Below are 16979 nucleotides of genomic sequence, written 5' to 3'. Positions count from 1 at the left end.
AGAAGGCGAAGTCGGGGTTGTTTTAGCTCCTGAACTGGATCAGCCTGATTTTTGCGGAATGATTCGATGGGATACAATTAATGAAAATGATTTTGAAGATTGGAGAGGTCAATTTGGAACTTTTATTCAGCTTGATGGAAAAGTGCTAAATGAAAATTATGATTTTAAATTTATTAATGATGATGGATCTAAAAAGAATCTCTGATATGTAGTTTTATATTTCTTGTTTACATCTTCTAAATTCAATAATAAAAAACCCGATCTGAAAAGATCGGGTTTTTTGCATTTAAAATGGATTGCTATAATTCATTAAATCATGATGTTATCTTCAAAAAAAAACTTCTTATGAAACCAAATCTCCTAGCCCTGATGGGAGCGGCATCCTTTTATGGTGGGGTTCACCATAAAAGATATAGCGGACAGCAGGAAATAGCTCCTGAAAATTTTGATACTATTTCTTGATTATAGCAAGAACTATAGGGCTTGTAACGAGAATTGAGAATTGCATTTTATAACAAAAAGTGTGGGGTTTTCTAAAACTATTAGGTTTTTACTATCTTTTAACGATAATTGATATTAATTTACTAAGTTCGTGGGGAAATTTAACAAATAAAATCCGGACTAAAACTTCAGTAGCTTATGAAAAAAAAATTACTCTTCTTCTTATTTATTACCGCAACTTTATCTGCTCAAAATGGTTATCAGGAACATGTTGTAATTGATAAGTCTTTTGGTTCTCAAAATCCGCAGGCAGTTGCTACGGCAGATATAAATGGTGATGGTTTTTTGGATATCGTTACTATTGCAGGCGATGAAATTGTTTGGTATAAAAATCTAAACGGATCAGGTGATTTTAGCAAGCCTATAACAATTGCAAATGCTTCGGGCGGAAGAATTGATGTTTTGGATATTAATAAAGACGGATTTCCGGACGTAGTTTTTACAGGAAAATGGTCTACAGAAGCAAATGGTGTTTACTGGATAAAAAATACAGACGGGCAGGGAATTTTTAGCAGTCCGGTTTTACTTTATGCGAATGATTTTATTAGTGATACTGGCTCAAGTACTTATCAGATCATAGATATTGATAATGACAATGATCCTGATATTCTTATTAGGACTGCAAATAATTATTCGAGCAGTTGGCTAAATTGTTTAAAAAATGATGGAGCGGGTAATTTTACAAGAACCACTCTTATTACAGATTTTTTGAGCTTTTCGGCAATAGATATTAACGGAGATAAATTGCCGGATCTGGTGATTAGATATACCAACCAGTTAAAAACGTTTTTGCAGCAAAGCAACGGTACTTTTCTTTCGCTAGGGATGATAACTAATGTCTCGATGGAATATAAATTAGTAGGAGAGGATATTGATAATGACGGCGATCAGGATATTGTTTTTGTGTATGATAACGGAGGTTCGATAGCAGTAAGATGGTACGAAAATAAGGATGGCAAGGGAACATTTAGTGCGGCTAAGTCTTTAGTAAGTTTACCAACTTTTACAGGAGTTTTTAATGCTGAATATTATAGAATTTTAGTAACAGATTTTGATGCAGATGGCAAAAAAGATATTCTGTTTTATTACACCAAGGCAAATAAATTTAGTTGGTATAAAAATAAGGGTGCCGGCTCGTTTGGGCCTGAACAAATTATAAAATCGAGCCCGTCGCGTTTTAATAGTTTTGCTGCTGGTGATATGAACAATGATGGTACCCAAGATTTAATGACCATATTAAACGGAGATATTATTTTGTTTAAAAATACAGATGGTAAAGGTACTTTTGGATCGGAGAAAAAGGTTTCAAAATATGCTTATGGAGTCCAAAACACAGTTAGTGGAGATCTTGATGGTGATGGGGATATTGATATTGTATCGACATCTAATGACAACAAAATTGCGTGGTATAAAAATACAAACGGTTTAGGAGATTTTTCGGGAGATCAGTTGATTATTTCGACTGAGATGACCGGACCTAGGGAACTTTTTGTTATGGACATTGATAATGATGGTGATTTAGATGTAGTAGCGACTAATTTAGTATACGGTTCTCCTGATGTTGCTTCCGTTTTTTGGTTTGAAAATGATGGAGCCGGAAATTTTTCGAAACAACGACTTATTGCTTCAGGTACTGAGGCGAAATACATACTTTTTACCGATGTTAATAAAGATGGCAATATTGATGTGATTGCTACTTTGGGCGGGGAAAAGGTATATTTAATTAAAAATTTAGGAAAAGGGGTTTTTGCAGAAAAAACACTATTGCCATATGGTAGCACATCTTACATCTATAATTGTTTTCTGGATGACGTAAATAAAGACGGAAATGTTGATTATGTTGTCGTGAACTACGGAAAAATCTTTTGGTATGAAAATGACGGATCCGGAAATTTTGGGACAGAACATGTGAAAGATATTTCTAAAGAAAAGATATACGTTGTTTATATGGCTGATTTAGATAATGATAATGATCTTGATTTTGTGTATCGTGATAGTGACAGAAATGTTGGCTGGTACGAAAACTTAGACGGAAAAGGCGATTATGCAGCAGCTAAAATTTTATTTAGAACTACAAAAGCAATTGCTACAATGTCTTTATACGATGCGGATAATGACGGAGATATTGATATTGTATACAATATGATGACCGAAACGGCAACAACATGGAATGAAAATTTAGGTGGCGGAAAAATAGGACCTGCTAAAGTTTTATCAAGTAATGCTATGAATTTATCTTATGGTATAATTGCTGATTTAAATGCAGACGGACGACTGGATAAAATTTCATCTGACTATAATGAAGATAAAATTGCCTGGTATGAAAACTTGGGACCTTTTAAAAACACAATACGCGGAACAGTTCGTTTAGACGTTGATAATAATGGCTGTGATAGTAATGATCTAAAAGCGCCATTATTGTTGGTTTCGACATCAAACGGAACCAATACATTCTCGACATTTACAAAACAGGACGGAACGTATGATTTTATTGCAGATGTTAATACGTATACCACTTCAATAGTATCATCTGTAAAAGAATATCCTGCAACACCTGCCAAAGTGGTCTCGACATTTACGGCCAAAAATCAAAATGAAGTTGTCGATTTTTGTTTAGTACCAAGTTCATTATTTGAAGATTTAGAAGTTAGAATGTATCCGTACGGGGAAGCAAGACCGGGATTTCAATCCAAATATAAAATTCATATTACCAATAATGGTACAAAAGTGAATAGTGGTTTGTTGTCCTTAAAATTTGATGATTCGAAATTGGAGTTTGTTTCTTCAGGCGATCAGATCGATTCGAAAACGTCTAATACCATTCAGTTTGCTTATAAAAACCTGAAAGCATTTGAAACAAAAACAATCGATATAACATTTAAGGTTTTAGCAATTCCTACTACAAATTTGGGAGACAAATTATCTTTTAATCTTGCAGTGCCTGTTCCTGGAGATACTAAACCTGTGGATAACGAATTTGTTTTAAAGCAAATCGTTGTAGGTTCGTATGATCCAAATGATATTAGAGTACTTGAAGGAGCAGAAGTTCTGATCGATAATGCCGATGAGTATTTGCATTATATTATTCGTTTTCAGAATAAAGGAAATTCGTATGCACAAAGAGTTAGGGTTTCAAATCTTTTGGATGATAAACTGGACTGGACAACTCTTAAAATAGAAAGTTATAGTCATAATAATACCGTAACTATAAAAGACGGCAAAGAAGCTGATTTTACTTTTGATGCAATATATTTGCCTAGTGCGATGGCAAACGAAGAAGCATCAAACGGATATATTGCCTATAAAATCAAACCAAAATCAAATGTTTTATTAGGAGATATTTTTAATAATAATGCCGCGATTTTCTTCGATTATAATCCTGATATAAAAACAAATACAGTAAGTACCAAAATTGTAGACAAGCAATTAGGGACTAATGATTTTATAATTGAAAGTATTATTGGATATCCAAACCCAACAAAAGGTGTGTTTAACGTTCAGTCGAAAGACAATGCAATACAAAAAATGGTAGTGCGTAATACTTTAGGACAGACTGTTTTAAATGCTAAACAAAGTAATAGTGTTGATTTATCATCTTTAACAAACGGAATTTATTTTATAACCATAACAGACAACAACGACAGAAGTACTACAATAAAAGTCGTTAAAAACTAAAGTACATCTTATTTCAATATTTAAAAAATCCCATTTGCTACGGCGAATGGGATTTTTTTTTTGGCTATAAATGAGCTCTCATAGAGTTAATTATGAAAATAAATCGAAGAATTATATAACAGAGAATTCCTGCTTTTTGAAGAATTTTGGTATAAGATATTTCTAAGTTATTAACCTTAAAATTTTTCAGTCATGCCAGATGCAAGAATTCAAAACGAAAAACAATATCAAGCACTTTTAGAAATAGGCTATAGCAAAGAAAAAGCAGCTCGTATTGCCAATACCCCAGATGCAGGTGAAAAGGGCGGGAGAGCAAAGCCTTATGATGAATGGACAAAAGCTGAGCTGTATCAGCAAGCGATAAAAGTGGGGATTCCGGGACGTTCGTATATGAGCAAAAAGAATCTTGTTAACGCTTTGCGAAGTAATTAAAATTATAGAAAAAATATATAAAAGCCACAGAGGAGGGATGAACAGAATATATCGGAAAAAAAATCTTTTTTAATCTTTATTCTGTGGCAATATAAATAAACAAAACGACGATGAATGCAGCTGCCAAAACCGAAAAATTAATGAATCAATTGATTAAGACGCCTCATTTGGTGATCGAAAAATTAGATTTAGTTTACATTAATAATCAAAGGCTGCCTATAGAACGATGTGAAGGTGAGGATGGTTTTATTTATAAAAAAAATGGCCGCTGCATTAAGCAAAAAAGCGAATTGAAACGCTTTAGTAGTCTGGTGCTTCCGCCGGCATGGGTAAATGTTCAGATTTCGGATTTGCCAAACGGACATTTGCAAGCGGTGGGTTTGGATATTAAAAATCGAAAACAATACCGATATCATCCGAAATGGAATTTGATTCGGAACCAAACCAAGTTTTATAAAATAGCCGAGTTTGGAACGAAACTGCCTTTGATTCGCAAACAAGTCGACGAAGATTTAGAAAAGAAAGAATGGTCGAAAGAAAAAGTAGTTGCACTCGTGATTCGATTAATGGAGGAAACGTATATTAGAATCGGAAATGAGAAATACGCCAAGGACAATAAATCATACGGACTTTCGACTCTAAGAAAACGCCATATCAATATTAATAAAAATTCGCTTCGATTTGAGTTTACCGGAAAAAAAGGAGTGCAGCACACGATTACGACAAGAAACAAGAAATTGATAAAATTAGTAAGTCGTTGCGAGGAAATTCCGGGTTGGGAAGTTTTTAAATATTATGATAAAAACGGCGAACGAAAAGTATTAGATAGTCATATGGTCAACGAATATTTGCATGAAATTTCAGGAGAATATTTTAGTGCCAAAGATTTTAGAACCTGGGCAGCATCGATTGTGTTTTTTGAAACTTTGATGGAAATAGGAACGACAACCGACGAAAAGGAAATTAAAAAGAACATTTTATCTGCCTTTGACACAACTGCCGAAGCTTTAGGGAATACCAGAAATGTTTGCAAAAACTATTATGTTCATCCTCTATTGGTTTCGACTTACGAAGACGGTTCGATTCAGTACTATTTTGATCGGGCCAAAAAATGCCGAAGTAACAAAGAACATTTTTCGCATAGCGAAATTGCGTTTTCGGAATTAATACAAAATTATCAGGTCAATTTGCTGTAAATCAGATTGATCGTGCTAAAAATATATTGTTTAGAGTTAATACATCTCTTTAAAAAGTATGAAATTTGAGTAACAAACAAAATCATTATTAACTAAAATCACAAGCTTATGTTACGTTATACAGTCATTTTTATTATTCTTGCTATCATAGCCGGAATATTTGGTTTTGGTGGAATTGCCGCCGGAGCTGCAAGTATCGCTAAAGTTTTATTCTTCATATTTTTAGTCTTATTCGTTATATCTCTAATTAGCGGAAGAAAAAGTATTTAGTCAGCAAATAAAATAACAATTAAAAAACGACACATATATCTCGGTAAATGTGTCGTTTGCATTTTCAAAAAAAAAATAAAAAAAAGAATTATGGGAACTAAAAGCGGCGCATATCAGGATGTCTACATCAAAAGAGAGGATGAGATGGTAAGCTTAAAGAACGATGTAACGGATTTCTGCGAAAAATATATTAAACCTGTTCATCCTAAAAACTGGGATTGGTCGACACGCGATTTCGAAAATCCGGACAATGATCCTACGGTTGCCGAAGCAAGAGCAATAGGCAATGTTGTTTTTAAAGATTTAAACGATAAAAAAGAAACCGATGTTGATTTGTCTACGATGAATAATGTAGAGTCGATTAAGGCCTATTTAAATCCAAAAAGCAAATACGAAGCTTTTAATATGGAAGAATTTGCTTTTGCTTTGAAAGTTGAACTCGAACACGGCAAAATTAAAGATGTGAATGTAACCAATAATCATCCGTTTTTGACGGCCATGATTGCATTAGCGCATATGACCGAAAGTCTGACTTACTACAAAAGGCTAAAAGTAATGGAAGCCGAGGGAGAAATTTACGAAATCATGCGCAAAATTGATAAAGTGACTACCGGAAAAGAAAAATTACTCGAAGATCTTATAAAAGCCGAAGAAGAATTGAAAGAGGCTAGGGCAGGACTTGCAGAACGCCTGGAAAAAATGGACGATATTCCGGTTTTGGAAATTATTGGAGATTAGTTCTTTTTTTGAGGGGCAAAATTACAAAGGTTCAAAGGGACAGAGGTTTTTTTAAGAGGCAGAGGTGCAGAGGTGCAAAGGAACAGAGGTTTCTACTTGGAGAGGATAAATAATACAAAAGGAAAGGTTCAAAGAAGTTAAAGACAAAGTATATCAACTTTGAGTTTTACTTCTTTGAACCTTTGTTGCTAAAAGACCTTTGTCCCTTTGCACCTCTGTCCCTTTGAACCTTTGATCAAAATTTTCTAGGATCATTATCCGGATATTCTACATCATTTTCTTCCTGAACATCATTTTCGATATATTCGCTTTCTTCTTCCTCTTCGTTGTCGTCGATATCTTCGAGAACATCTTCGGTTTCGTTAAAATCTTCTTCTTCTCTTTCTAAAGAAGCGTCAGACGGATTGTCTAATTCGTCGTTTACATCGTCGATATTATTTCCGTTTTGATCCAGTTCTTCTTCATACAAATCGTCGGTATTAGAGTTCAGGTCGTTTTCGCTATGAAAATCATCTGTGAGATCATCTTCGTCATCTGTAAGTTCGTCCGGATTTGGATTGTCAGGATTATGACCGTTTCTAACCGTGTAACCACGTTCGGCAATTTCGCGATTATCGGTATCGCTTTCTTTCATATCGTCGATATCGTACAATTCTTCGTTCATAAGAGTATTTTTATCGGCTGTATTTTGATTCTGATTTCCGGGAAATCTATTTCCCTTAATCGTGCTGTTTTTTTGATCTGTAGTATTCATGACATTTCGTTTTAATATTACTATATACAAATCTAATAACGATATACACGGATTGTATTATAGAATTATAAATTGTAATTGCATAATTAACAGATGGTTATGTTTGGTGCTGAATTGCTTCCAAAAAAAAAGACCATTACCCGGTAATAGTCTTTTTTGCTTTTCTGATCACTGCGATCATTAATTATCGTTTCTTTCTAAATCGTCATCATCAAAGTGATCTTCGTCTTCGATATGTTCTACTTCGTCAAGATCATCAGCATCGATAATTTCAAATTCTTCATCCGGCGTGTTTGCGATATAGTCATCTTCATTCACTACCTGTTCTTCGTTTGGGATATTTTCGTTTCTGATGATATTATCTTTTTTCAAAAGTTTATCAATAGCATTATCGATTAATATTGCCGTATCGATGTCTAGATGTCCTCTTTGATATTTTTGTTGAAAGTAAAGTTCAGCTTCCTGATAAGTAAGATCTATATGAGTTTCCATTGTGTGTATTTTTTTTAAATTGTGATATTACAAAGCTATTCCTTCAACGAAAAAAATATCTTACAGAATTCTACAATCAAGTTGTATAATATGCAGGTGTTTAGAATACAACTTTACTAAATAATGATATAACTTGTCTGATAATCAAGGTGGTAATTTTATCAAATATTAATTAACAAAAATTATTACCATGAAAACTACAAATAGTAAAAAAGAGACGGCTTCGAAACCTGAAGCGAAAAAAGGAGTTACAAAAGCAAAGTCAGATGCAGCATCCGGATTGACAGAATTGTTTGAAGACGGATTAAAAGACATTTACTGGGCAGAAAAGGCTTTGACCAAGGCAATACCTCTAATGACCAAAAATGCGACGTCAGCGGACTTAATAGAGGCTTTAAACAGCCACTTGACCGAAACGGAAGAACATGTACTACGATTAGAGCAGGTTTTTAAGCTAATTGGACAAAAAGCTTCTGCAAAAAAATGCGATGCAATGGCGGGCTTAATCGAAGAAGGAAAAGGGATTATCGAAGAAACTGAAGTTGGGGTTGTTCGTGATGCTGGAATTATTGCAGCAGCACAAAAAATAGAACATTACGAAATTGCCACTTACGGTACTTTACGACAATTTGCAGAAACGCTTGGTTTAACCGAAGCAGCGGGTATTCTTGAACTTACATTAGACGAAGAAAAAGGAGCCGATAAAAAACTTACAGAGGTTGCAGTAAATGCTGTAAATCTTGAAGCTGCAGAAGCAGATTAAGACAAACAAACCATAATGCTTAAAAAGTGCAGCTTTACGTTGCACTTTTTTTAGTTTAATTTTAAAATAGAGATCATGCCAGAAGGACCATCCATAAGAATTTTAAAAGAAGAAGCGCAGCAATTTGCCGGCCAAAAAATAATCGAGGTTTCCGGAAATAGTGCTATTGATATCGAGCGGCTTCAGGGCAAAACCATTTTGAGTTTTAAAACCTGGGGAAAACACTTTTTAATTTGTTTTGATGATTTTACCGTAAAAATTCATTTGCTCATGTTTGGAACTTATCGAATAAACGAACAAAAAGAAACCAAGCCCAGATTGAGCATGATTTTTTCTAATGGAGAACTTAACTTTTATACCTGCTCGGTTAAAATTCTCGAAGGAGATATTAATCTGTATTATGATTTTAGTGAAGATGTAATGAACGAAAAATGGGATCCTAAAAAAGCAAAACAGAGCCTGGATAAAAATCCTGACGAAATGATTTGCGATGCCATTTTAGATCAGAACATTTTTTCGGGAGTAGGGAACATTATCAAAAATGAAGTTTTGTATCGATGCAAAATTCACCCAGAATCTTTGGTAGGTAAAATTCCGCAAAAAGATCTAAAGAAAATTATAAACGAATGTTCGGTTTACAGTTTTGAATTTCTGGATTGGAAGAAAAATAATGAGCTTAAAAAACATTGGCTGGCTTACGCCAAAAAAGTTTGCCTTCGTTGTGATCTTCCCATTCACAAAAAGAAAACAGGGAAGAGAAGCCGAAGAAGTTTTTTTTGTACCAACTGTCAAAAACTACACAAATGAAAAATCAGGTTTTAATTGGCTGTTCAAGCTTCAATAATCGATTTTGGAAGGGAATTTTCTATCCTGACAACTTGTCATCTTCAAGGTGGTTTGAGTTTTATTGCCAGTACTTTAACACGTATGAGTTCAACGGAAGCTTTTATAAGTTTCCGACCGTTCGAATTTTTGAAAACTGGTATAAAAAAACGCCTGAAAATTTTATTTTTTCGGTAAAAGCACCAAAAGAAATAACCCATCTCAAGAAATTTAATGACTGCGAAGACCGAATAAAAGAGTTTTACGAAGTGTGCGAAACGGGTTTAAAAGAGAAATTAGGCTGTATTTTGTTTCAGTTTCCGCCCAGTTACCAATTTAGTGCAGAAAAACTCGATCAAATCATTCGAAACTTAGATTTAAAGTTTAAAAATGTAATCGAATTTCGCCACGAAAGTTGGTGGAATGAAGAAGTATGGAGTGCTTTTAGAACACATAATATTACGTTCTGCAGCGTTAGTCATCCGCAATTACCAAGCACTATTTTTACCGATTTTCCCCTAATTTTCATAAGACTTCACGGAAAACCAAAGATGTTTTACTCCAGTTATTCACCTGAAGAATTACTTGACATAAAGAATGCAATAGATTTAAAATCAGCGTTTGTGTATTTTAATAACACCGCAAGCGAAGCCGGAATTTTGAATGCTTTAGCGTTAAAACATATGTTGGAATGATAGGTTTGTGATTTAACCGCAAAGAGCGCAAGGATTTACGCAAAGTTCACAAAGTTTTTTAGCCACAGATTAAAAGATTAAAAGGATTTTTTAAATCTGTAAAATCATTTAATCTGTGGCTATTTTTTTTACTTCAAGCTAATTTTGCAGTAAAAAACAAAAGCCCGCCAAGAAATAAATCCTGGCGAGCTTTGCGTAAATCTTAACTCCCGATAGCTATCGGGATTGCGGTTAAACCCCAAAAAAAAACTATAATGTCAAATTACCTTCAATACCATCATCCATAGTTTTTCCGGTTACAAATGCAGTAGCCATTTTAGCAATAGCAACCATTTTCCCGTTTTTATTATTCCAGTAGTAACCGTCTTCCGGAACTACTTTTATAACGCTTAAATTAGGATCGTCTTCGCCTTCAGGCATCCAAACTTTTACAATTGGATCGTATAATTCTTTGATTGTCTCTCTGTCGTACGAGATAGAAGCAGTTCCGTGTAAGGTTAGGAATTTATCGTGTGGTTCAGAGAAAAACAATTCTACCTGAGGATTAAGGCTAATCTCGGCGTTATGGCTGCTGTTTCTATCAGATAGAAACCAAAGCTGCCCTAAATCATCTATTTTTTGTACCGACATTGGTCTTGATTGCAGTCTGTATTCGTTATAAGTACAAAACATACACGTTTTTATGTTTTCTGCCAGATCTTTTATTTTATCTACGGCAAATTCGTTCGTAAGGTCTTTATGATCTCCCATGACTTTATTTTTTTATAAATTATTAAATATTTATACAATTAAAGTTCTCATTTACTGAGTGCTATAATCTTTGTTTTGATTTAAAACTTGATAATTGTAAAGTTGCTAATTTTATGTTTTTTGGGCTTACACAATTAGATTTAAAAATTATGAGATTTCAATTATTAATATTTTGGAGGTTGATATAAAACAGAGCGATTTATCTATAAATTTGGTTATCTTTGATAAACATTTGTACCCAATTTACAAAATACCATATGACTGATTTTACTATATTTTATACTGATGATGATGAGGACGATTTGAGCATTTTTACAGATGCAGTAGAATCATTACCTAAAAAAATACAGCTTCAGACATACTCCGGAGGCGAAAAATTGCTAAATGCAATCTACAATCCGCCACCAACTCCACATGTGGTTTTTCTAGATTTAAATATGCCCGGTAAAAACGGATTTGACGTTCTGACTGAACTTAGAAATTCGGAACTTAAAAATGATATTCCGGTCATTATTTTCTCGACTTCAAACGAGCCAAGTATCATCGAAAGATGTCGTAAGTTAGGCGCTAATTACTTCATTACAAAGCCTGTTTTGATGAAAGATATCGTAAAATCTATCGAACATGCACTCGAAATCGATTGGAAAAAGTTCAATGCAACCGATAAAAACTTTGTGTATAAATCATAGTGAACTGCTATAATTCCGGAATGTAAATATCAAAAGTGGCGCCATGACCTTTTTCGCCACTTGCCGTAATAATTCCCTTGTGGTTTTCTACAATCTTTTTTACAATGGCAAGACCAATTCCGGTTCCTGCAAACTCAATCTCGGTATTAAGACGTTTAAAGACTTCAAAAATACGCTCCTTATATTCGGCTTCAAAGCCAATTCCGTTATCCGAAATCGTAAGGTGGTAGTACATCTTTTCAGGATAATTTACGTCGTATTTAATATCTTTTCCTTTGATGATTTCTGCTCTAATTTCAACAATTGGTGCAACATTACTTTTAGAAAATTTCAAAGCATTTCCGATCAAGTTGTGCAGCAATTGTCTAAACTGAAACGGAATAATAGTAGCTTCGCCCAAAGGCTCAAAAATAACCTGCGCATTCTTTTCTTCGATACGATCAGAAAAATCGCTTATTATTTCCTCGGCAATATCATCCAAATTTGTTTTTACAAAGATTCTTTCAGCCGAGTTTGTTCTCGAATATTCTAAAAGATCCTGAATCAAAGTCTGCATTCTTTTGGCTGCAACTTCAATACGGCTGAGGTAAGTTTTGGCTTTCGCCGAAATATTCTGATCGTCCAAATCAGACAATCTACTGGCAAAAGTTTGAATTTTTCTTAATGGTTCCTGCAAATCGTGGCTTGATATATAAGCGAAAGACTGCAACTCAATATTCATATTAATCAAGTCCTTGTTTTTAAGTTCAAGTTGTGCGGTACGTTCCAGAACCTCTTTTTCAAGCTTAGAAGTAAAATCTTTTTGATCCTGAATATCCGTACTCGTACCTACCCACATCTGAATCTTTCCCTGCTCATCTTTTTGAGCAATTGCGCGGCTTAATTGCCATCTGTATTCGCCATCATAACGGCGAAAACGATGCTGCAATATAAAATCATTTCCGGTTTTTATCGCCTCCATCCATGTATTTACATTCGCTTCGCGATCTTCAGGATGTACAATTTGCAGCCATCCTTTTTTCTCTATTTCATCAACAGGAATTCCGGAATAAGTATAAACAGATTGATTAAAATAATTAAGATTACCCAGCGCATCGCTTGTCCAGATATGCTGTGGCATAGAATCGGCAAGGAGTCTGAATTTTTCCTCACTTTTAATCAAGGTTTGCTGGCTGTTTTTTTCATCTGTAATATCCATAATTGTTCCCAGCATTTTGACAGGATTTTTATCTTCGTCAAAAAATATCTTCCCGTGCGCTTTTATCCAGCTTATAGAATGATCAGGTTTCACCACACGGGCTTCGTATTTGTAAATGCTGGTTCTAAGAGCCACTTTATAAGCTTCTTCCAGAATAGGTTTATCATCAGGATGAATCTGATTCCGAATTTCCGGTCGCGTTATTTTTACCGATTTATCGTGCCCAAAAATAGGCCCTAGATTTTCTGAGTATATCAATTCCTGCGTCGCAATATTTACATCCCAGGTGGCAATTTCGGCAATTTCTACGGCTAATCTGGCACGTTCCTCAGCATCTTCGACCTTTTTACGGGCTTCTACTTTTGAGGTTACATCATTTACCGTAACCATAACTCCAGAAGCTTCTCCTTCTTTCTCAAGCAACGGAGTGTATTGATAATCAAGATAAAACTTCTTAAGCTTTCCTTTAATATCTACATAAGCCACCGCTTCATTTTCGCGAACGATTTTCTTATTCAAGATCACCTGATCCAGTAATTCAGGATATTTTTGTTCTAATAATTCAGGAAATACCTCAATTATAGGTTTTCCAATGGTTTCCTTCTTTTTTTTCTGCCAAATGTCTTTCATCATGGCATTATTCGCCATTTCGATAATATGATCTTTTCCTCTAAAAATAGCCATAGCGATAGGAGAATCCATTACCAGATTACGAAAAGCTTTTTCGCTTTGCTTTAAAAGATAACGCGCTTTTACTGCTTTCGTAACTTCGTGGCTGACAATAATAACGCCCGAAATATCATTTTCTTCGCGTAACGGATGAAAAACAAGATTAAAATAACAAACTTCCTGTTTGCCATAACGGTTTAAAGTAACCTCTAATTCATCTGTATAATAAGGAATTCCGTCCTCATAAACTTTTGAAAGCAAAGGATAAACAGTATCCTTAGCTTCCGGAACAGTTGCAAAAATAGGCTTGTCCAGAATTTCTTCTTCTTTTTTATCGACAATCTGAAGATAAGTAAGATTCGCCATTTCGACCACCAGATCTGCGCCTTTAAGAATTGCAATTCCAAGCGGAAGCTGTTTTACCGTATTTCTAAATCGTTTTTCACTTTCTTCAACAGCCGTTCTGGCAATTACCTGTATCGTAACATCATTTGCAATAGCCACAATTCCTGAAATAGTTCCGTCAGATTCTTTTAGCGCTTCGTATACTACATTAATAAAAGTATTTACAATCTTGCCTTTTCGGGTTAATTTAACCGGAAGTTCATAGGCTGTAAAACGCTCTCCAGTGTTATAAACATTAAGTAAAACATCTTCTAAACCCTGACCAGTAACTTCCGGCAAAGCTTCAAATACGGGCCTGTTGATGACTTCCTCTATTTTTCGTTCCCAAATTTCGAGCATCAGTTCATTTGCGATTTCTACAACATAATCTTTTCCCCTAAAAATGCACATGGCATTCGGGGTTTGTAAAATGTTATTAAGATAACGTTCGTTGCTGTTTTCAAGGTCTTTATGAATTTTTACTTTATTGGTCGTTTCGTTACAAATCACCAAAACGCCATTTACTTTTCCTTCATCATTATTTACCGGACTATAACTAAACGTCCAGTAAACATCCTCCATTTTTCCGTTTCTGTATATAGGTAAAAGCTGATCTTCATGCCAGGTAGCTTCGCCTTCAGTAAGAACCTGATCGATTAATGGTTTTATAAAATCCCAGATTTCAGGCCAGTATTCGGCGCCTTTTTGTCCTAATATTGCAGGATGTTTCCCGTCATTTCCAAGACTTGGGCGATAAGCATCATTATAGAAACAAATATGCTCCGGTCCCCAAAATAAGAACATCGGAAATTTTGAATTTAAAAGTATTCCTAAAGTCGTGCGTAAACTCTGCGGCCATGAATCAACAGGACCAATAGAAGATTTGCTCCAGTCTTTTGCACGCGTCAGCGCGCCCATTTCGCCTCCTTTGGCAAGAAAATCGTGATTCTTAGTACTCATTAAAGTCATTTTTGTTTCTGCTTAAAACAAGAAAGTATTAGTTATAAATGTAATATTTTCTAAAATTGGTTTTTATAGAATTGTTAAAATTAGTGAATTAATTATTGATTTCTTTTTTGATTTTTTGAATGAGGCAATTTTTAAATCTATTGAGTTAATTTTATTTGTGATCAATCATGAAATTTGAAGTAACAATAGATTTGAAAAAATCTGAATACAATAAAGTCATGAAAAAAGAGCAAAAACACGAAACCGATTATATCAAAAAATATCAGGACGAAGGTTATACTTCTAATTTTTTATTCGAAGGAGGAACCTTATTAGACTCTGCAACAAAATATGCTTATCAGCCAAATGAAATTTTTATTGTAGCACATCACCGTTACGAAGGAATGAGTGACCCTGATGATATGTCTATCTTGTATATAATTGAAACAAAAGATCAGATAAAAGGAACCCATTTAATAGGTTACGGCCCAACGGCTGACCTTGAAGAAGCCGAATTTTTTAAAGATATTCCAAAGGCAAATTACTCTAAAAATGCCGATATCAATGAACTTACATAACGAAAAATAGATTAGTATTTTTTATTTTGCTGGGGAGCAGTTGTTCCGGATTTATCCGGGGCATCTGCTTTTTTTTTGTAAGGTGCTGAGTTGCTAGGTTTCTAAGTTTTGAATTGGATTGTCAGAATCTCGTGCAATCCCGATAAAAAATTGGAAACCAAAGACGCAAAACTTTTGTTCTTTACTCTTTATTCTTTATTCTTTGCGCCTCTGCTTCTCTGCGCGATTATAGTATCGTTTTAATAAATTCTTTGCGCCTTAGTGTCTTAGTGGCAAAAAAAATCTTCGTAGTAAAAAGACCTTATAATAATTATGAAATATCTGACTGAAATTGTATAAAGGTTTGATTAACAATATTTCTGAAATTTGAATTATCAGAAAAAGATAAAACCAAAGATTTTTTTTGTACGTAAATAAGTACGAACCAGTTTATTTAAAATCTAACCATTATGAAAAAACTTTACTTAAATACAGGAGGATTCAATGCTATTTTTAATGATCTTAAAGATAGTTTTAATGCTGAAATGATTACTAATAATAATAACGAATACAATTTGACTATTAAATCAAAATGGGCAAAAGGAACTATTACAGGCGTTTGTTTTGAAAATAAAATGTCTCACATGCATTTTGACCTTGTATTTAATGAAGATGTATCCTTAAGCGTAGAAGCTTTTGAGTCTGCTCCGATACTTTTTGCATATTGCGAAAACGGAAGTGTATCTCACAGTTTTGGCGCAAATGGAGAGAAAAAAAGCATTAAAAAGAATCAAACCGGAATTTTAAGTAACACATCAGTTATCAATAGTGTTTTGTATTTCGAAAGTCATAAACACATTCAATTTTCTTTAATCGGAATGCCAACAACGGTAGGAGCAGACGATCAGAATTTTGAAATGATTACTATGCTAAAGAAACGATTCATGAACGAATCCGGAAATTATATTTATACAGGATCAGACAGTTTAAAAATTATTCAGAAATGGCAGGAATTAAAAACACTTCCGCAACAAGGAATCGTGAGAAACCTGCTTAAAAAATTAATCCTGAAAGAAATTGTCGAGATGGAGATAGCCCAACATAGTTATAATTACATGAATACGTTTGATCCGATAGTCAATTTAGCAACCAGACAAATTAACGAGATTAAAAGAATCTCACACATGAATATTTCTGAAGTAATTAATGCTGCAGGATTAACCAGCAGACACTATCTGCCGCGTATTTTTAAAGAAAAATACCGCTTATCATATAAGCCATACAATCAAAAACTAGCTAGCTAATAAGCATCACATATACTACTTCTATTACGAAAAAAACAGCTTTTACGGCTACCGTCTGGACACATCTCTAAAGAGTATCCAACCTTGCATGACTGAATTGAATTTTTGCAGGCCAATCCAAAAAGTTGTGATGCCAGGTTTT

15 protein-coding genes and 1 pseudogene are annotated in these 16979 nt (G+C 34.3%); 12 read left to right on the top strand and 4 right to left on the bottom strand.

Translation table 11 applies throughout. The features are described 5' to 3' along the window. From FLACOL7796_RS16950 to FLACOL7796_RS16925, 6 genes and pseudogenes are all read left to right on the top strand, one after another. Positions 1-205: pseudogene (locus tag FLACOL7796_RS16950) on the top strand (hypothetical protein); the annotation flags it as partial. A gap of 434 nt (positions 206-639) precedes the next feature. Further along, on the top strand, positions 640-4176 hold the full coding sequence (locus FLACOL7796_RS16945; RefSeq protein ID WP_173971917.1) for a T9SS type A sorting domain-containing protein: 3537 nt from the start codon (positions 640-642) through the stop codon (positions 4174-4176). A gap of 192 nt (positions 4177-4368) precedes the next feature. Next, complete coding sequence (locus tag FLACOL7796_RS16940) at positions 4369-4608, top strand: DUF7218 family protein (RefSeq protein ID WP_173971916.1); 240 nt, start codon at positions 4369-4371, stop codon at positions 4606-4608. 110 nt (positions 4609-4718) lie between these two features. Then, positions 4719-5804 carry a DNA topoisomerase IB gene (locus tag FLACOL7796_RS16935; protein WP_173971915.1) on the top strand — a complete coding sequence of 362 codons (1086 nt, stop codon included), beginning with the start codon at positions 4719-4721 and terminating at the stop codon, positions 5802-5804. Positions 5805-5912: 108 nt separating this feature from the next. Further along, a complete protein-coding gene (locus FLACOL7796_RS16930; RefSeq protein ID WP_083691381.1) occupies positions 5913-6074 on the top strand; it encodes a DUF1328 family protein in 162 nt (53 codons plus the stop codon). A gap of 90 nt (positions 6075-6164) precedes the next feature. Then, positions 6165-6812, top strand: a complete 648-nt coding sequence (locus FLACOL7796_RS16925) for a DUF5661 family protein (RefSeq protein ID WP_173971914.1) — start codon at positions 6165-6167, stop codon at positions 6810-6812. Between the two features lie 235 nt (positions 6813-7047). On the opposite strand, the gene FLACOL7796_RS16920 is transcribed toward FLACOL7796_RS16925, so the two are convergent. Together FLACOL7796_RS16920 and FLACOL7796_RS16915 are read right to left on the bottom strand one after the other, a co-directional pair. Further along, positions 7048-7566, bottom strand: a complete 519-nt coding sequence (locus tag FLACOL7796_RS16920) for a hypothetical protein (RefSeq protein WP_173971913.1) — start codon at positions 7564-7566, stop codon at positions 7048-7050. A gap of 180 nt (positions 7567-7746) precedes the next feature. Continuing rightward, positions 7747-8058, bottom strand: a complete 312-nt coding sequence (locus FLACOL7796_RS16915; RefSeq protein WP_173971912.1) for a hypothetical protein — start codon at positions 8056-8058, stop codon at positions 7747-7749. 190 nt (positions 8059-8248) lie between these two features. Here FLACOL7796_RS16915 and FLACOL7796_RS16910 point away from each other — a divergent pair, with 190 nt between their 5' ends. The 3 genes from FLACOL7796_RS16910 to FLACOL7796_RS16900 all read left to right on the top strand — a co-directional run bounded on the left by FLACOL7796_RS16910 (position 8249) and on the right by FLACOL7796_RS16900 (position 10338). Then, positions 8249-8821, top strand: a complete 573-nt coding sequence (locus FLACOL7796_RS16910; RefSeq protein ID WP_173971911.1) for a YciE/YciF ferroxidase family protein — start codon at positions 8249-8251, stop codon at positions 8819-8821. Between the two features lie 75 nt (positions 8822-8896). Then, complete coding sequence (locus FLACOL7796_RS16905) at positions 8897-9628, top strand: DNA-formamidopyrimidine glycosylase family protein (RefSeq protein WP_173971910.1); 732 nt, start codon at positions 8897-8899, stop codon at positions 9626-9628. After that, a complete protein-coding gene (locus FLACOL7796_RS16900; RefSeq protein ID WP_173971909.1) occupies positions 9625-10338 on the top strand; it encodes a DUF72 domain-containing protein in 714 nt (237 codons plus the stop codon). Before FLACOL7796_RS16905 ends, FLACOL7796_RS16900 begins: the two co-directional genes overlap by 4 nt. Positions 10339-10587: 249 nt before the next feature. Here FLACOL7796_RS16900 and FLACOL7796_RS16895 read toward each other — a convergent pair whose 3' ends face one another. After that, entirely contained in the window at positions 10588-11088 is a 501-nt protein-coding gene (locus FLACOL7796_RS16895) for a pyridoxamine 5'-phosphate oxidase family protein (protein ID WP_173971908.1), read from the bottom strand. A 257-nt stretch (positions 11089-11345) separates the two neighbouring features. Here FLACOL7796_RS16895 and FLACOL7796_RS16890 point away from each other — a divergent pair, with 257 nt between their 5' ends. Then, entirely contained in the window at positions 11346-11777 is a 432-nt protein-coding gene (locus FLACOL7796_RS16890; protein WP_173971907.1) for a response regulator, read from the top strand. Positions 11778-11784: 7 nt separating this feature from the next. Here FLACOL7796_RS16890 and FLACOL7796_RS16885 read toward each other — a convergent pair whose 3' ends face one another. Further along, positions 11785-14988 (bottom strand): PAS domain S-box protein, encoded by a 3204-nt coding sequence (locus FLACOL7796_RS16885; RefSeq protein ID WP_173971906.1) that lies wholly within the window; start codon positions 14986-14988, stop codon positions 11785-11787. Between the two features lie 176 nt (positions 14989-15164). Between FLACOL7796_RS16885 and FLACOL7796_RS16880 the strand changes: the two genes are divergently transcribed. Next, positions 15165-15554: a hypothetical protein gene (locus FLACOL7796_RS16880; protein ID WP_317168352.1), complete on the top strand. Its 390-nt coding sequence runs from the start codon at positions 15165-15167 to the stop codon at positions 15552-15554. Positions 15555-16003: 449 nt separating this feature from the next. Further along, complete coding sequence (locus tag FLACOL7796_RS16875; protein ID WP_173971905.1) at positions 16004-16837, top strand: hypothetical protein; 834 nt, start codon at positions 16004-16006, stop codon at positions 16835-16837. The last annotated feature ends 142 nt before the right edge of the window (positions 16838-16979 follow it).

It is taken from the genome of Flavobacterium bizetiae, from assembly GCF_902804475.1.
Taxonomy (GTDB): Bacteria; Bacteroidota; Bacteroidia; order Flavobacteriales; family Flavobacteriaceae; genus Flavobacterium; species Flavobacterium bizetiae.
The sequence above is the reverse complement of the archived record's forward strand: the minus strand, read 5'-3'. Positions and strand labels throughout refer to the sequence as shown.

What these genes read in the sequence shown, in the direction of transcription:
- FLACOL7796_RS16920 (WP_173971913.1), bottom strand. Translation starts at nt 7,566, where the DNA reads ATGAATACTACAGATCAAAAAAACAGCACGATTAAGGGAAATAGATTT.
- FLACOL7796_RS16930 (WP_083691381.1), top strand. Translation starts at nt 5,913, where the DNA reads ATGTTACGTTATACAGTCATTTTTATTATTCTTGCTATCATAGCCGGA.
- FLACOL7796_RS16885 (WP_173971906.1), bottom strand. Translation starts at nt 14,988, where the DNA reads ATGAGTACTAAGAATCACGATTTTCTTGCCAAAGGAGGCGAAATGGGC.
- FLACOL7796_RS16940 (WP_173971916.1), top strand. Translation starts at nt 4,369, where the DNA reads ATGCCAGATGCAAGAATTCAAAACGAAAAACAATATCAAGCACTTTTA.
- FLACOL7796_RS16915 (WP_173971912.1), bottom strand. Translation starts at nt 8,058, where the DNA reads ATGGAAACTCATATAGATCTTACTTATCAGGAAGCTGAACTTTACTTT.
- FLACOL7796_RS16910 (WP_173971911.1), top strand. Translation starts at nt 8,249, where the DNA reads ATGAAAACTACAAATAGTAAAAAAGAGACGGCTTCGAAACCTGAAGCG.
- FLACOL7796_RS16905 (WP_173971910.1), top strand. Translation starts at nt 8,897, where the DNA reads ATGCCAGAAGGACCATCCATAAGAATTTTAAAAGAAGAAGCGCAGCAA.
- FLACOL7796_RS16890 (WP_173971907.1), top strand. Translation starts at nt 11,346, where the DNA reads ATGACTGATTTTACTATATTTTATACTGATGATGATGAGGACGATTTG.
- FLACOL7796_RS16925 (WP_173971914.1), top strand. Translation starts at nt 6,165, where the DNA reads ATGGGAACTAAAAGCGGCGCATATCAGGATGTCTACATCAAAAGAGAG.
- FLACOL7796_RS16935 (WP_173971915.1), top strand. Translation starts at nt 4,719, where the DNA reads ATGAATGCAGCTGCCAAAACCGAAAAATTAATGAATCAATTGATTAAG.
- FLACOL7796_RS16880 (WP_317168352.1), top strand. Translation starts at nt 15,165, where the DNA reads ATGAAATTTGAAGTAACAATAGATTTGAAAAAATCTGAATACAATAAA.
- FLACOL7796_RS16945 (WP_173971917.1), top strand. Translation starts at nt 640, where the DNA reads ATGAAAAAAAAATTACTCTTCTTCTTATTTATTACCGCAACTTTATCT.
- FLACOL7796_RS16895 (WP_173971908.1), bottom strand. Translation starts at nt 11,088, where the DNA reads ATGGGAGATCATAAAGACCTTACGAACGAATTTGCCGTAGATAAAATA.
- FLACOL7796_RS16875 (WP_173971905.1), top strand. Translation starts at nt 16,004, where the DNA reads ATGAAAAAACTTTACTTAAATACAGGAGGATTCAATGCTATTTTTAAT.
- FLACOL7796_RS16900 (WP_173971909.1), top strand. Translation starts at nt 9,625, where the DNA reads ATGAAAAATCAGGTTTTAATTGGCTGTTCAAGCTTCAATAATCGATTT.